This is a genomic window from Chitinimonas koreensis (assembly GCF_014353015.1).
GTDB lineage: Bacteria > Pseudomonadota > Gammaproteobacteria > Burkholderiales > Chitinimonadaceae > Chitinimonas > Chitinimonas koreensis.
The window spans coordinates 3147182-3161714 of the sequence record NZ_CP060704.1; the positions used below are offsets into that span (position 1 = coordinate 3147182).

Genomic DNA, 14533 nt, shown 5'->3' on the forward strand with positions numbered 1-14533 from the left:
TTAGGCCAGTACCGGCGGCACGCGACCGACGAAGGCCTGCCGCTCGGCGGTGGCGGCGCCGAGCAGGGCGAAGCCGAGCAGCTTGCCGTCGGCGGCGACGAAGCTGGCGCGCAGCGCCGCATCGTCCTGCTCGACCTGCCAGGTACCGGCGGCCCCCGGCGCGGGCGGCGAGACCACCAGCGGGCAGGCCGGCGTCTTCACCAGTACCGGCATCGCCGGATAGCTGACGGCGGTCTCGTTGCCGGCCAGCGTGGCGGCCAGCGCACGCGCGGCCTGCATGATCGGCATCACGTAGGGCAGCAGCCAGCCGTCGACCTCGGCGCAATCGCCGAGCGCATAGATGCCCGGCGCGCTGGTCTGCAGCCGCCGGTCGACCACGATGCCGCGGCCGACCGCCAGCCCGGCGGCCTGCGCCAGACCGATGCGCGGCTTGAGGCCGATCGCCGACAGCACCAGCTCGGCCGCCAGCACCCGGCCGTCCGACAAGGTGACGCGGTAGCCCGCGCCGTCGCGTTCGACCGACTGCGCGCTCACGCCCCAGTGGAAGGCCACGCCCAGTTCGGCCAGCTTCGCCTCGAGCCGGCGGCCGGCGGCCTCGGGCAGCAGGCGGCTCAGCGGCCAGCCGGCCGGGTCGATCACCTCGACCGCATGGCCGGTAGCGGCCAGGTCATTGGCGAATTCGCAACCGATCAGGCCGCCGCCGAGCAGCACCACGCGCCGCTTGCCGGCCAGCGCGCCGCGAAAGCGCGCATAGTCGGCCAGGTCGTTGACGCTGAGCACCTCGCCGGCGGCGTCGCCGGCCAGGCCGTGCGAAGCCTGGTCGGCGCCGAGCGCCAGCACCAGCCGGTCGTAGTCGAAGGCGCCGGCGCGGGTTGCGATCCGGCGCGCCGCCGGGTCGATCGCCTCGAGGCGGGTATGGGTCAACAGCTCGGCGCGCAGCTCCTCGGCCATCTTCGCGGCCGGCTTCATCGCCAGCTGCTCGGGCGACTTGTTGCCGGCCAGCGCGTTGGACAGCATCGGCTTCGAGTAGAAATCGCCGGCATCGGCGCTGACGATGCGCAGCGCCGCGTCGGGCGCCAGCTTGCGCAATTCGCGCGCGAGGTTGTAGCCGGCCAGGCCGGTGCCGACGATGGTGATCGGGGCGGTCATGCGAACTCCAGGGGAACGATCCGCGCGGGATCGGAAAAAAGGAAGAACCGCGTGCAGCACGAAGGCCGGACGCGGCGAAGAAGACGGAAACGGGACATGGCGACGATCAGTCGACCTTGGCGTCGTGCAGCATGGCGACGCCGGGCAGCTCGCTGCCGAGCACCGCCTGGCGCACCGCTTCGATCGCCTCGCGGCGCGGGAAGTTGCGGCGCCAGGCCAGCACCACCCGGCGGGTCGGCGCCTCGCCCTTGAACGGGCGGATCGCCAGCAGCTGGGCATCGGCCGGGGTGACCGAGGTGACCGGCAGCACGGTCACACCGATGCCGCCGGCGACCATGTGGCGGATGGTGGTCAGCGAGGAGCCCTGCAGCGTGCGCTGCAGGCTGCTGCCGGCCGGCAGCGCCTCGCGGTTGAGCTCGGGGCAGGTCTGCAGCACCTGGTCGCGGAAGCAGTTGCCCGGCGACAGCAGCAGCACGTTCTCTTCCTCGAGCTGGGCGGCGTCGATCGCCTTGAGCTTTTCCCACGGGTGGCCCTTGGGCGTGGCCACCACGAAGGGCTCGTCGTAGATCGCCTGGGTGGCGAGGCCGCTTTCGCGGAACGGCTCGGACAGGATGGCGACGTCGATGTCGCCCTGCTTGAGCATCTCGGCCAGCCGGGCGGTGTAGTTCTCTTCGAGCAGCAGTTGCATCTGCGGTGCCGCGGCGCGCAGGCGCGGGATCAGGAAGGGCAGCAGGTAGGGGCTGATGGTGTAGATGGCACCGAGCCGCAGCGGGCCGGACAGCGGATCCTTGCCCTGCTCGGCCAGCTGCTTGATGGTCTGCACCTGCTCGAGCACGCGCTGCGCCTCGGACACGATGCGCTCGCCGATCGGCGTGACCGAGACATCGCCGGCCGAACGTTCGAACAGCGTGACGCCGAGCTCGTCCTCGAGCTTCTTGACCGCGACCGACAAGGTCGGCTGGCTGACGAAGCAGGCGCCGGCGGCGCGGCCGAAATGGCGCTCGCGCGCCACGGCGACGATGTATTTCAGCTCGGTCAGGGTCATGGAAGCACGCCGAAGGAGGTACGGGACACGAACGCCGGCGGGGCCGGCACGGCCGAGAATATTAGCAAGAACTTACACTCTTGCCGCCCACAAATCATACTCGTCGGCATCGACGACTTCGACCTCGACGAAGTCGCCGACCTTGAGGCCGGCCGCATTCTCTACATAGACCATGCCGTCGATCTCGGGCGCATCGGCGTAGCTGCGCGCGGCCACGCCTTCCTCGTCGACTTCGTCGACCAGCACGGTGAGCCGGCGGCCGATCTTGGCCGCGAGCTTGGCGGCGCTGATGGCAGCCTGCTTTTCCATGAAGCGCGCCTTGCGTTCCTCGGCGATCTCGGCCGGCACGTGGTCGGGCAGGTCGTTGGCGGTGGCGCCGTCGACCGGCGAATAGGCGAAGCAGCCGACGCGGTCGAGCTGGGCCTCGTCGAGGAAGTCGAGCAGGGTCTGGAAGTCGGCCTCGGTCTCGCCGGGGAAGCCGGTGATGAAGGTCGAGCGGATCGCGATGTCGGGGCAGACGGAGCGCCACTTCTCCAGCCGCTTGAGCACGTTCTCGGCATTGGCCGGCCGCTTCATGGCCTTGAGCACCGAATGGCTGGCGTGCTGGAACGGGATGTCGAGATAGGGCAGCACCTTGCCGGCGGCCATCAGCTCGATCACCTCGTCGACGTGCGGATACGGGTAGACGTAGTGCAGCCGCACCCAGATGCCCATGTCGCCGAGCTCGCGGCACAGCTCGGTCATGCGGGTCTTGACCGGCCGGCCGTTGTGGAAGCCGGTCTTGTACTTGACGTCGACGCCGTAGGCGCTGGTGTCCTGTGAAATCACCAGCAGTTCCTTGACGCCGGCGCGCGCCAGGTTCTCGGCTTCCTTGAGCACTTCGTGGATCGGCCGCGAATCGAGGTCGCCGCGCATCGACGGGATGATGCAGAACGAGCAGCGGTGATTGCAGCCTTCGGAAATCTTCAGGTAGGCGTAGTGCTTGGGCGTGAGCTTGACGCCCTGCGGCGGCACCAGGTCGACGAAGGGGTCGTGCGGCTTGGGCAGGTGCTGGTGCACCGCGGCCATCACTTCCTGCGTCGCGTGCGGGCCGGTCACCGCCAGCACCGACGGATGCACGTCGCGGATCTGGTTGCCGCCGTCCTTGGCCCCCAGGCAACCGGTCACGATCACCTTGCCGTTCTCGTTGAGCGCCTCGCCGATGGCGTCGAGCGACTCGGTCACCGCGCTGTCGATGAAGCCGCAGGTATTGACCACCACCAGGTCGGCGTCCTGGTAGCTCGGCGAGATCGCATAACCCTCGGCGCGCAGCTGGGTGAGGATCTGCTCGGAGTCCACCAAGGCTTTCGGGCACCCGAGCGATACCATACCTATACTGGGAATCTTGTTCATGTCACTGCCACAAATTAGAAAACATGAAAGTATACAGCTACCTACGTTTTTCAGACCCTAAGCAGGCTACCGGCAACAGCATAGAACGACAGATTCAGTACGCGAACCGATGGGCGGAAGAGCGCGGGCATGATCTTGACCAGACGTTGTCTCTTCGTGATGAAGGGCTCTCGGCCTACCACCAGAAGCACGTCAAGCAAGGCGCCCTCGGCACCTTCCTCCGCGCGATCGAAGAGGAGCGCATCGCGCCTGGATCAGTGCTGATCGTCGAGGGCCTGGATCGCCTGAGCCGGGCTGAGCCAATACAGGCACAGGCACAGCTCGCGCAGATCATCAACGCCGGGATCACCGTAGTCACGGCCAGCGATGGGAAGGAGTACAACCGCGAGCGGCTAAAAGCCCAACCGATGGACCTGGTCTATAGCCTGCTCGTGATGATCCGGGCGCATGAAGAATCGGACACCAAGAGTAAGCGGGTCACCGCAGCACTAAGACGCCAATGCGAGAACTGGATGACCGGGGCATGGCGCGGCGTCATCCGAAATGGCAAGGATCCAGCCTGGGTCAAGTGGACCGGAACATCGTGGGAGCTGATCCCTGAGCGCGTCACCGCCGTTAGGCACGTGATCGACGCATACAAGAAAGGGCACGGGGCACAGAGATCGTACGCCAGCTGACATCCTTGGGCCTATCGCCGACAGGGAAGCTCGTCGCCGCATCCAATCTGTACCGCACCATCCGACTCAGGGCACTGATCGGCGAAAAGGAAATCGAGGTCCAAGGCACCACCTATCGGCTACCTGGCTACTACCCCAGCATCATCAGCGATGCCGAGTTCGCCGAACTGCAGCAGCTTGCCTCCCACCGCGGTCGACGCAAGGGGAAAGGTGAGATACCAGGCATCATAACCGGGCTGCGCATCACCTACTGCGGCTACTGCGGATCAGCCGTAGTCGGCCAGAACAACATGGCCAGAAGGCGAAACGAGGATGGAAGCGTACAAGACGGACAACGCCGGATTCTTTGTGTCGGAGTTAACCACTCCAAAGGATGCAAGGGCGGCAGCTGCAGCGTCGTACCGGTCGAGCGTGCACTCCTAACTTACTGCGCCGACCAGATCAACATGACCGCCATGCTGTCAGGCGGTGGCGCAGAGCAAGCCGCGCGCGACCGTGTCGCCCTTGCCAGGCAGCGCGTTGCGGAACTGCAGACGCAGATTGAGCGAATCACGGACGCAATCCTCGGGCCGCCCAAGAGTCCACGCCGCTGGCGTTCACGCGCAAGGCGCTAGCGCTAGAACAGGAGCTGGACGCGGAGATGAAGCGAGCAATGGCTGCGGAGCAGGAACTTACAGCACTACAGAATCGCGCTGCACCAGCCCTCGCCGAGGCCTGGGCGGCCCTAGCAGGCCACGCCCAGGCACAAGACTACGACGCGCGCATGAAAATACGCCGACTCGTGGCAGACACCTTTTCACATATCGTCGTCTACACCCGCAGCATCAATCTTGAATCTGACGATTCCCGACGTTATATCGACCTAGTATTGGTCGCCAAATCAGGCACGACCCGCACACTGCGGATTGATCGGCGATCCAGTGCTTGGGTAGCGTCAGAGGATTTCGATTCCAGCGCCCTGACCTCGAACGAATTCTAGCAAGGAGTACCGCCTCCGCCTTTTCGAAAAGGCGGAAGCGATGCTCAACTTCAAAGTCATCACGCGCACTCGGCCTTTGCCGCTGCATATTCCGCAATTACCCTAAAGAATCCTGCCACCTGCCCCGAAGCGACAATATGTCATCCGGAAGAAGCGTCATCGGAGTATTCAAATGCAGCTTTAAATCCAATGCAGCGCTCTGCCGAATCATTGAATCGACTATCTGGAAAAGCACGAGACTGTTCTCAGGGTACTGTCCGATGTAATCAATAAACACCACGCCCATTGCCTTGCCGGCCGCATATCCGCCAGCATAGCCATCAACCAGCGGCACATTCCAATAGTTCAAACCGTCAACGAATGGCAGATTGGCCGCAACCGCGCCCCCGCCATCTTTCTTACTAGACGCCAAAATCTCACGCGCCGCCTCGATGTCTCGCTTCTTGCGGACATTCATAGTCTCCCCGCTTTCACCATGACAATATTATTTGTTTTGATCGAATGCAGATACTGCAAGCAATTCACCACCTGTAGGTGCCTGATTATTTTGTCGGACCGAAGCCGATTCCATATTCGAATTAAATTCATTCGAACTAGAAATTACGGCACATGGCCGAAGTGCGCTAATCCGACCAAGCCGGATTAAAGGATGGCGACTCAACGCCAGGGGAACATCTTGATGGTCATTCAATTTACTTCTCCTCCTTCAAACGGTCGTTTTTTTGGTCCGCTAGGCGGCCTACAGACACGCTAGCCTGTCGCCCAACGGCCGCGCAAGGTTACACTGTCTCATATCCTGCGACACTCGACCGGAAGCCGCGCCAGGCCTCAATTACAGCCATGATGCTCTCTGAGCGAATCGCCCAAAATGTTCGGCGACTGATCCCTTTGTTCGAGACAAGCCCTCGACACTACGTCAGTACGCTCGCACGGCTGCTCGGGGTTCACCGGTCCGTCGCAGACCGGCACATGCGCCACGTGCTGAGCATCGAGATGCTGGAGCGGATAGCCGCTGCACTGGGCGTTCCTCCAGCCCTGCTACTGGATGGAACACCGGAGACAGTGCAAGCGATCAAGGCCAAGGTCGAGGTCAACGGCGTCCGGTCAGACTGCGTAGCGTGGATTGAGCCTGAGCTGGTACTGCCGGTCGCCGCAGATACGCTGCTGGCTTGGCCGGACGGTAATGGCTGGCAAGTCGGTCGGTTCCGGTACCGCCGCGAAGCCGGGCGGCCGGTCGTTAGACTCGACGTCATACCGGAAGTGGTCGCCGACACCGAGACCGTGGTGGCAGTGCACGGCGACGACATGGAGTTCGTCACACGGCTGGCCAGGAGGCTAAGCGACGAAGGCTATTCGGCAGTCGTCTGTCACGACGTCTACAAGCTCATGAACGAGTTTCGTCGACCAAACGCGCAACTGGCGCACGCCGACGAGACCAGAGCCAACCGGCTCGAGCCTCGCCGGCACCTCCCTGACATCCTGATCGTGCAGTCCAACGCTGCGGACAGCTTGGCTACCCAGGCCTCGATCGTGGCCGGCGAGATTGTCCAAACCATCATCGTGACCAACGCCGTCCGCGAGGACGACCTTGTGGCAGGGCGGTTTTTCGCCCCGAAAAATGTGACTCGTATACTGGCTCTGCTTTGCGATCTGGCCCCAGGCCAAATTGCAGGGTGACCTATTTTTTACTGTCACAGGAGCCACAAAATGAAGAAGTCTGCCATTATTGCCGCATTCGTTCTCGCAACCGCCGCTCAAGCTGCACCGACCACAGCCGCGAGCGCATCGTGGACCGAATCCCTGGCAGCGTACCTTTTCATGATTGTTAAGGGTACATAACCTAATACGCTAGAGAAGAAATATGCCAAACTTTAGTTCGCTCGCACTGGACCTCGCAGGCATTGAGAATGAAGCCGATATAGGCGAAGCATCTCTTAAATTTGCCCGCGAGCTAGGATTTGATGGACGCACAATCGTCTACCTCAATCCCGCCGCACAAACGGACCCAGGTGCGGGCGAACATTTTTCGATAATTACAAATCACCCCGAAATGGATTTCGGCGATATCGAGAACATTGCGGAACGCGACCCGGTTTTACGTCAAATCCAGATACGCAACCCAACCCCATTTCACTGGGGACAAGATACATATAGAGACGCACCCGATCTTTATGAAGTTGGAAGCCATTACGGGGTTCGATCCGGGCTAATAGTTCCACTTCTATTAGGCGAAGGCCGAAGAATGACCATATCGTTTGATATCGGGAAAGAGCTTGACGGAACACCTAAGCAAATAGAAAGCAGATTGGGTGACATGACACGTTTTGCGCAGATATTCGCTGGATCAGTTATTCCGCTATTCGATACGCGCTTTGAATTATCAAGTGCACTCGACAAAACGGAAAAGCTTTTACTACAACTTCTGGCCGAGAAGTTTAAGCAGCACGAGTTGCCAAGCAAGTTGCGCCTCGGCGAAGACCTGGTCAAAGCCAAACTGCGTAGTGCCGCTCAAAAGTTAGGTGTAGGAAATCCTCGAACCGCCGCCTTTCTAGCAAGGAATATTGGCGCCATATAGGTTGCCGACGAGCGGCCGTCGCCTCTGTTGACTTAATTATTAAGTACAATAGAATACGGCTCATGGGCTGCAGCAACGCAGCCCGCCGACGCCTCCGGCAGCAGGCAGGAGCACGACAATGTACCTAGGACAAAACCCCGCTTACGCCAGCAATCTCCGTCTCCAGCATGCCGCCGTCGATGCCGCGGCAGATGCACTGATCGTTGCGCTGAACCTCTCGCCGTTGCCAGCCATTGATCTTGATGCCGGGCTTCGCCAGCTGCTCGGCGACGCTCCCGAAACGGCCGAGCAATTGACCCGCCGCAAGCAGGCCCACGTCCGCGATGCCCTCGAAGCGCGGTACAAGGCCGCCCGCGCCGATCGAGTTGCCGACGACACATATGTCCAAGGTGCAACCACCGCGGAGATGTCACCCGAGGCCCGCATCGAGGCCGAGAACACCCGACTGCCCGCGCAGTATCACAACCTGGTCAACTGGGTGCGCTACGCCTACGGCGATTTGATCGCCATGGTCGTTTTTGCCTGATCACGGGAGTCGAGCCGCTGATGCCCTACCTCAATCACTACACCCTGACCACCAGCCACAACCGCCGCAGTGATCGAGCCGAGGTCGCGGAAGCTACGATGGCCGTCGTCGCACCATGGGTCCTCGAGCACGCCGCCATCGATCGCAGGCCAGGCGATCCTGTCGCGCTGCCGGTGCCCGAATGGGCACACTACACCGCCCACCTGCTATCCCACGACGGCGCACTGATCGTCACGGTGTACGGGCCGGACGGCCCCTTTGTGCTCGGTAAGCCGCCCACGCGCACCACACCGCTGCTGACGTTCGGGGTCGCCACCAAGAGCCGACATGCCATACCACTATGGGAGATGCTGATGCAGCAACCCTTCGTCCACCCAAAGTCTCAACGACCACCCGCACCGTGGTGTGCGGTCGCGCTGTATCCCGTATTGCAACAACATCCGGAAGCGGCCCGTTGGATGGGCGACTTCGAACGATGTGTCGCCTGGGCCTGGATCACCCGCAACGTCGGCATCGAGTCGGCCTCATGACCACCGCTGACCTTCTCGATTGGCGGAACAAAATGGGCTACAGCCAACGCGCGGCTGCAGCCGCGCTCGGCGTGACGCTTGCAACCTATCAACGGCTGGAACGTGGCGCCGACTGGACCACCGGCGTAGCGGTCCATATCGACCGTCGAACGGCGCTGGCGTGCGCCGCGCTGATGGCAGGACTGGCGCCCTACGGCGAGACGGAGATAGTGCCGACAGACGGTCCACCGGAGAATTGACTTAATTATTAAGTAGAATAGAATACGACTTATGGGATGCAGCAACGCAGCCCGCCGACGCCTCCGGCAGCAGGCAGGAGCACCAAAATGCAATACTTCTCGACTCAACGGTGTGCGGAAGTCGAAATCGACCTGAACACGGCGTCGCTCGAAGCGCTCAATGACGCTTACACCTCGCTGCTCGAGATGTCCGACTCCCGCGGCGCTTACCCCGGATCGAAAGCTTGGCTCAAGGCCAAACCCCACGCCGACAAGCTGGCCGAACTCATCGCAGCCCGCCCGGAAGTCGAAGCGTATCGGAAGCAAGTGGCGGCGGAAAAGCGCGCCGCGCGCCTGGAAGGCCGCGATATCTACGGCATGTGAGGCAACGTCGGCGAGGGTATCCGCCGCGCGCTGTCCGCCGCTGGCAACCCGCCGACAGACGGTTAATTTATACACAAAATCCAATTTGCCAGCACTTGGTTAAGGTGTAATATTCAAACCATGGAATGCACGCAAAGCAAACCACCGTCCCGGCGGGTTCCGGGTCTCGATTAGGAGAACATCATGAACACCATCGATATCACCAAAGCCAACAACGAATTCAACGGCGGCAACATCAACATCGGCGAATACGTCGCCTACTGGATCAGCGAGGACGGGCAAGCCAGCCTGCCCATCACCTGGGGCAGCTTCAAGACCGCAGAAGAGGCAGAAGCGGCGGGTGCAGCAGAAGTTGCAAAGGAAGGCTTGATTGGCGATATCAGTGTCGTCCTTGTTATCGCCGACGAATAAAGAACAACGGCCCGCCATAGCGGGCCTCTCTTCTGGAGCCCGCTATGTTCCGTGTTTATCTCCGGCACCCTGACCAATCGGTCAGCGATAAGACCAACACCAGTGATCCAGCCGTCGCTCAGGCCGCCTACGATGCACTGCTGGACCGTGCTGAATTGATCGGTAGCCCGATACTTGCCGTGATGAATCAGGACGGCAAGCCGGTCGCCCACCACCGATTCGACGGCAAGGGTTCGCACGGCGGAGCCCGCCCAGGCGGTGGCCGACCCAGCATCGGTGACGTGCGGCGCAACGTGACGCTACCGCAGGACGTCGAAGACTATCTGCGTGACCTCGGGGACGGCGGCCTGTCCGCCGGCATCATCAAGGCCGTGCGCCGCTTGCAGAGCACTCAATCGTAACCACCCCTTGTTACCTAAGCACAATTGCCGGCATACAGTTTTTCGTCCTTAGTGATTAGTTGCCATTTGGCAATTTCACCAGGAGGAATCTCATGAGCGACAACCTTGGCATTAAGCAGCCAGCAGACCCGAAGAAAATTAACGTCAACGAGGACTGGGAAGTGAAGTACTGGACCAAGGAACTCGGCGTCAACGAAGCGACACTGCGCGCTGCAGTGAAAGCCGTTGGCCCGCTGGTTGTCGACGTCCGTCGGCACTTGGGTAAGTGAATGTGCGGCGCGGCCTAGCCGCGCCGTTATCGCGACTCGATCGACGGCGCTTGAGCGAGCAGCTCGGTCTTGCGATAGCTCCCTCGGGTTGTGCCGAAATTGAACGCGAGCGCCATCAGCCAGGCGCCCTCGAGTGCGCCCAGGATCCGGCCCACGATTTCGCCGGGAATGGCATGCGGATAGCCGTTGACGATCACCCAGCCGTCGATCGCGAACACCATCAGCGTCAGCAGGTACGTCAGGTTCCGCGGCGTGTTGTCGCTGGTTGCCTGCTGGCGCAGGCGCGCGCCGGCGCGGTCGGCCGCATCGATCCTGGCCAGGTCGATGGCGTAGTTCGCTTCGAGTTCCTGCCGGCGCAGCGCGAACGCATAGTCAGCCTGGCGCAGCGCCTGTACTTGCTCGGGTGTGCCGTCGCCGACACTTACCGCGGCCGCGATAGCCGCCTCGGTTCGCTCCGGCAGGCCGAGCGCGTCGGCGATCGCGCTCACGGCCATACCGGCGAGCGGTCCGCCCAGTGCTGCGCCGGCAAGCGGCGCCGCCTTCGAAATCAGATCCCGCCAGCTCATCGCCACACCCCACGGTACATCATTGCCTCGTCACGCCGCCGCGCCTCGAGGCCAGCCAGTACCTTGCCGCCGGCCTTGTTCCAAACGGCAAACTGAGACGCAGCATCGGAAAAGCGACCAGCGTTGTGGCGGCGCAGCAGCGTGCTCCCGCGAAGCTTCGGCGCGCCCACGTTGTAGGCGAACGATACGAGCGCGTCGAACTGGTCCTGCGACGTATTGATGGTCAGCATGTCGGCCACCTCTGCGGCGAAGCGATTCGCGTCGGCCTCGAGCAGCGCCCGAGCCTGCGCTTCGGTAATCGTCATGCGCTCGTGCACATCCGGCCCAGTGTGGCCGTAACCAATGGTTAGGACACCGGCCGGGCAAAGGTACGCGGTCAAACGCAGCCCCTCGAACCTGCAAATCAAGTCGAGGCCGCGCTGCGAAATTTTCATAGTCATGATGGGATTCCAGGTTGTGAGGGTTCCGCCGTACGCCGGCGCAGTAGCGCCAGGAGACGCTGGGTATCGGCATCTTCGGGAAGCGGCGTCCCATGTAGGAGGTGGTCGACCACTTCCAGCAGGAGATCCGCGCTACGGGAGAATTTCGCGACCTCGTCGCGCAGACCCGCAACCTCGGTGGTAAGCCGCTGGACCTTGAGTTCCAAGCCGGCCCGGCTGTTGTCGGCATCCAGGGCGCGCTGCTCGGCATCGATGCGCAGCCGACGCAGCTGCTCGATGTCGCCGGCCTGCGCCACGATCACCTCGCCGCGGCGCCTGATTTCAGCGTTGAGCTCATCGAGCAACGCCTTGGTTCCATCGTCGACTAGGTCCGCGCGCCGATCGGCTCGGCTATCAGCGCGGATGCGACGCCAAGCGTCGTAGCTCTTGGTTGCCCCACCACCGAGCAGCGCCGCCAGCAGTAACTTCCAGAGCGGCAAATCAGGCGGGATCAATGAAGGTTCGGCCATCGCACATCCCAAAGAAACGCCCCGAGCACTGCCCGGGGCGATGTTGAAGTTGTTGGCGTCTCTCCCTGTACAGCTATCCGAACAGCCCAGCGTCCGCCGCCGGATCCCAGTTGGTGATCACCAGCTCGCCGGATACCGGCCGATCGCCCGAGGCCCGGCCGCAGCTGTACTTGATCTCCAGCTCGAGCACGTGGTGCTCCTCGAAAGCGGCGCGGATGTCCGGGTGGTCGTTGATGCTGACCATCATGCGCCCTTGCATGTCGCGCATCAGCGCCGCCATCTCGACGTAGTGATCGAACGGGAAATCGACGCCATAGCCCTCGGTCCGCCAATAAGGCGGGTCGGCGTAGACAAAGGTGTGCGGCCGGTCATAACGCCGCACGACCTCCTGCCACGGCAGATGCTCGATATAGACGCCGGCCAGCCGGTACCACGCCGCCGACAACTGTTCCTCGACGCGGGTGATGCTCCAGCCCGGCTGCGTGGTAGCCGTACCGAAGGTCTGGCCGGCCACGCGACCGCCGAAGGCGTTGTGCTGCAGGTAGAAGAAGCGCGCAGCGCGCTGGATGTCGGTCAGAGTTTCCGGTCGCGTGGCCTGCAGGGTCTCGAACGTTTCGCGCGAGGTGAGCAGCCACTTGAATTGCCGCACGAATTCATCGAGGTGATGCTGGACGCATCGATACAGCGTGACCAAGTCCCGATTGATGTCGTTGAGAACTTCGGACTGCGCGCGGTAAGGCTTGTTGAAGAACAGTGCCGCGCCACCGGCGAACGGCTCGACGTAGCACTGGTGGTCGGGGAACAGCGGAATCAACTTGTCGGCCAAGCGGCTCTTGCCGCCCAACCACGGGATGATGGGTGTCGCTTGTTGCATGGATCTGCGCGCCTGTTGTGGCGTTAGGCCGCTTCCGATAGTCTCCCGCACGCCTCTAGCTAGACGGCAGGGGCCTCGGTTTGGCTCGCAGGCTACTCTGCGGACTGGATGGCCGGACAGTGCGTTGCAGCGCACTGGCCGGTCGCCCCTCTTTAAATACTCGGCATCGTAGTGGACTAGATCGGCTGCAGTTGATCGACCACCGTGCGACTCCTCATGCCGCTGCCTCTAGGGCGGCGAGCCGCGCTTCGAGCGCATCGGCTCGAGGCCGTGCGACCGCATGATCTGGATCGCACGCTGCACGGTAAGAAGGTCAGTCGGCGCTTTGCAACTGGGCCTGCAGCGCCGCGCTTCGCGCCACCTCGACGTTAAGCTGCGCCGTCAGCGTCCCCAGCTGGATCCGTGCGTCTTCCAGCGCCTGCCGGACCTGATCGAGGGCCAACTGGCCGTCGCACAGCTGCTGCGACAGCTCGTCGACCTTGATCGTCAGCCCGTCGCGCTCAGCCTGTAGCGCGACAACCTGGGATCGCAGCGCCTCGTTGTGCGTCAGCGCGACAGCACAGCCTTCGCCCAAGGCCTCGGCCAGCGTGGGCAAGCCGTTGCCCGGCTCCACCGCCAGCGGCTGCGCGTCGCCGACCAAGGTCGACGGCGCGCCGGTGAACGGATGAAGCTGGTTCGCCGCGAACACTTGGTGTGCACCGACGACACCGGCCTCATTCAATCGGATCAGGATCTCGTAGCGGAACATGCGCATTCCTCAGGACAGAACAGTGGTGGCGTCGGCCGACTGCACCCAGTTGGTGCCGTTGCTGACGTATTCGCGGGCGCCTGCCGCGGCATTGCTCACCCAGATCTTCGAGCGGGCATTGGCCGAGGCAGCGGGAACGGTCGCCACGGTGTAGCTGGGCAACTGGATTGGGCCGGCAAAGCTGGCCGCCCCATTCACGGTCAACAGTGCGCTACCGCTTTGGCTGGTCGTGCCGATCCGCAGGTCGCCCGCCAAATAGTTGGGCGCGGTGCCGCTTGCGTGGAGGTTCCACGAACCGGCAGCAGCGGCCAGCTCCAGCGAGATGCCGTAGGCGTTGGTGACGCCGGCATTGGCGATCGTTGCCCGGCCGCGGAAGCCGTAGTGATTGGTGATCGCGGAACCAGCACCGAGCGTCACCACGCCGAACGCGTCGTAGCCGATCACGGTGGTGCAGGTCCACGAAGCGGCCTGCGTGTTGGTGACGGCGGCAAAGACGCGCGCTTCCGAGGTGGCGTTGGACGTGATGGTGTTGTTGACCAGAACACCGTAATTCGTCGTCCCGGTGCTCGTGATCGTGCCGCCGACGTTCAGCGCCGCGGTCGTGCCGGACGGCACGCCTATGCCCGCCGTACTGGTGGTCTGCAGCGTGGTCGCCCTGACCGAAGCGGCGGTAGTTGCGCCGAACGCGGTGCCGTTGATCGTGCCACCCGTGACCGCCACGGCGCCCGCGCCTTGGGTCGCCATTGAGCCGAGCCCGAGCGTCGTGCGCGCCGCCGTATCATCGGCCGCACCGGACAAGCTCCGACCGAACGACGTCAGCGTGTACGTCGACGCCGTGCC

At 62.8% G+C, this 14533-nt stretch carries 22 protein-coding genes; 12 read left to right on the forward strand and 10 right to left on the reverse strand.

All coding sequences use genetic code 11. The annotated features are described in order from the left end of the window. The 3 genes from H9L41_RS13160 to rimO all read right to left on the reverse strand — a co-directional run bounded on the left by H9L41_RS13160 (nt 1) and on the right by rimO (nt 3532). Nucleotides 1-1149, reverse strand: a complete 1149-nt coding sequence (locus H9L41_RS13160; protein ID WP_028446919.1) for an NAD(P)/FAD-dependent oxidoreductase — start codon at nt 1147-1149, stop codon at nt 1-3. 106 nt (nt 1150-1255) lie between these two features. Further along, entirely contained in the window at nt 1256-2194 is a 939-nt protein-coding gene (locus H9L41_RS13165; protein WP_028446918.1) for a hydrogen peroxide-inducible genes activator, read from the reverse strand. Nucleotides 2195-2266: 72 nt separating this feature from the next. Further along, nucleotides 2267-3532, reverse strand: coding sequence for a 30S ribosomal protein S12 methylthiotransferase RimO (gene rimO / locus H9L41_RS13170; protein ID WP_308419510.1), 1266 nt, complete (start codon nt 3530-3532; stop codon nt 2267-2269). 77 nt (nt 3533-3609) lie between these two features. On the opposite strand from rimO, the gene H9L41_RS24810 reads away from it, so the two are divergent. The 3 genes from H9L41_RS24810 to H9L41_RS24820 are packed head-to-tail and all read left to right on the forward strand — an operon-like array spanning nt 3610 to nt 5242. After that, entirely contained in the window at nt 3610-4263 is a 654-nt protein-coding gene (locus tag H9L41_RS24810) for a recombinase family protein (RefSeq protein ID WP_265583769.1), read from the forward strand. A gap of 5 nt (nt 4264-4268) precedes the next feature. Beyond that, nucleotides 4269-4877: a hypothetical protein gene (locus H9L41_RS24815; RefSeq protein WP_265583770.1), complete on the forward strand. Its 609-nt coding sequence runs from the start codon at nt 4269-4271 to the stop codon at nt 4875-4877. A 38-nt stretch (nt 4878-4915) separates the two neighbouring features. Next, the gene (locus H9L41_RS24820; RefSeq protein WP_265583771.1) at nt 4916-5242 is read left to right on the forward strand and encodes a hypothetical protein; all 327 of its coding nucleotides are present in this window, start codon (nt 4916-4918) and stop codon (nt 5240-5242) included. Nucleotides 5243-5339: 97 nt separating this feature from the next. On the opposite strand, the gene H9L41_RS13180 is transcribed toward H9L41_RS24820, so the two are convergent. Continuing rightward, complete coding sequence (locus H9L41_RS13180; protein WP_187523398.1) at nt 5340-5699, reverse strand: hypothetical protein; 360 nt, start codon at nt 5697-5699, stop codon at nt 5340-5342. A gap of 386 nt (nt 5700-6085) precedes the next feature. Between H9L41_RS13180 and H9L41_RS13185 the strand changes: the two genes are divergently transcribed. The 9 genes from H9L41_RS13185 to H9L41_RS13225 all read left to right on the forward strand — a co-directional run bounded on the left by H9L41_RS13185 (nt 6086) and on the right by H9L41_RS13225 (nt 10556). Then, the gene (locus tag H9L41_RS13185; RefSeq protein ID WP_245589236.1) at nt 6086-6919 is read left to right on the forward strand and encodes a helix-turn-helix domain-containing protein; all 834 of its coding nucleotides are present in this window, start codon (nt 6086-6088) and stop codon (nt 6917-6919) included. 184 nt (nt 6920-7103) lie between these two features. Next, nucleotides 7104-7817 carry an autoinducer binding domain-containing protein gene (locus H9L41_RS13190; RefSeq protein ID WP_084300441.1) on the forward strand — a complete coding sequence of 238 codons (714 nt, stop codon included), beginning with the start codon at nt 7104-7106 and terminating at the stop codon, nt 7815-7817. Nucleotides 7818-7935: 118 nt separating this feature from the next. Further along, nucleotides 7936-8343 (forward strand): hypothetical protein, encoded by a 408-nt coding sequence (locus H9L41_RS13195; RefSeq protein ID WP_028446913.1) that lies wholly within the window; start codon nt 7936-7938, stop codon nt 8341-8343. A gap of 20 nt (nt 8344-8363) precedes the next feature. Then, nucleotides 8364-8873, forward strand: coding sequence for a hypothetical protein (locus H9L41_RS13200; protein WP_028446912.1), 510 nt, complete (start codon nt 8364-8366; stop codon nt 8871-8873). Further along, a complete protein-coding gene (locus tag H9L41_RS13205) occupies nt 8870-9112 on the forward strand; it encodes a helix-turn-helix domain-containing protein (protein WP_157462034.1) in 243 nt (80 codons plus the stop codon). The genes H9L41_RS13200 and H9L41_RS13205 overlap by 4 nt, the downstream gene beginning before the upstream one ends. Nucleotides 9113-9199: 87 nt before the next feature. Then, nucleotides 9200-9475 (forward strand): hypothetical protein, encoded by a 276-nt coding sequence (locus H9L41_RS13210; RefSeq protein ID WP_028446911.1) that lies wholly within the window; start codon nt 9200-9202, stop codon nt 9473-9475. Between the two features lie 183 nt (nt 9476-9658). Continuing rightward, nucleotides 9659-9886, forward strand: coding sequence for a hypothetical protein (locus H9L41_RS13215; protein ID WP_028446910.1), 228 nt, complete (start codon nt 9659-9661; stop codon nt 9884-9886). A gap of 44 nt (nt 9887-9930) precedes the next feature. After that, nucleotides 9931-10287: a hypothetical protein gene (locus H9L41_RS13220; protein ID WP_028446909.1), complete on the forward strand. Its 357-nt coding sequence runs from the start codon at nt 9931-9933 to the stop codon at nt 10285-10287. A 92-nt stretch (nt 10288-10379) separates the two neighbouring features. Beyond that, the gene (locus H9L41_RS13225) at nt 10380-10556 is read left to right on the forward strand and encodes a DUF3606 domain-containing protein (protein ID WP_084300439.1); all 177 of its coding nucleotides are present in this window, start codon (nt 10380-10382) and stop codon (nt 10554-10556) included. Between the two features lie 26 nt (nt 10557-10582). Here the strand turns inward: H9L41_RS13225 and H9L41_RS13230 are convergent, their stop codons facing one another. From H9L41_RS13230 to H9L41_RS13255, 6 genes are all read right to left on the reverse strand, one after another. Beyond that, nucleotides 10583-11122 (reverse strand): hypothetical protein, encoded by a 540-nt coding sequence (locus H9L41_RS13230; RefSeq protein ID WP_051319162.1) that lies wholly within the window; start codon nt 11120-11122, stop codon nt 10583-10585. Further along, a complete protein-coding gene (locus H9L41_RS13235; protein ID WP_211236898.1) occupies nt 11119-11562 on the reverse strand; it encodes a lysozyme in 444 nt (147 codons plus the stop codon). Before H9L41_RS13235 ends, H9L41_RS13230 begins: the two co-directional genes overlap by 4 nt. Next, a complete protein-coding gene (locus tag H9L41_RS13240) occupies nt 11559-12071 on the reverse strand; it encodes a hypothetical protein (RefSeq protein ID WP_157462033.1) in 513 nt (170 codons plus the stop codon). Before H9L41_RS13240 ends, H9L41_RS13235 begins: the two co-directional genes overlap by 4 nt. A 73-nt stretch (nt 12072-12144) precedes the next feature. Further along, a complete protein-coding gene (locus H9L41_RS13245) occupies nt 12145-12945 on the reverse strand; it encodes a DNA adenine methylase (RefSeq protein WP_028446906.1) in 801 nt (266 codons plus the stop codon). Nucleotides 12946-13258: 313 nt separating this feature from the next. After that, nucleotides 13259-13693 (reverse strand): hypothetical protein, encoded by a 435-nt coding sequence (locus H9L41_RS13250; RefSeq protein ID WP_028446905.1) that lies wholly within the window; start codon nt 13691-13693, stop codon nt 13259-13261. Between the two features lie 9 nt (nt 13694-13702). Continuing rightward, nucleotides 13703-14437, reverse strand: a complete 735-nt coding sequence (locus tag H9L41_RS13255; RefSeq protein WP_187523399.1) for a hypothetical protein — start codon at nt 14435-14437, stop codon at nt 13703-13705. Nucleotides 14438-14533 lie beyond the last annotated feature (96 nt).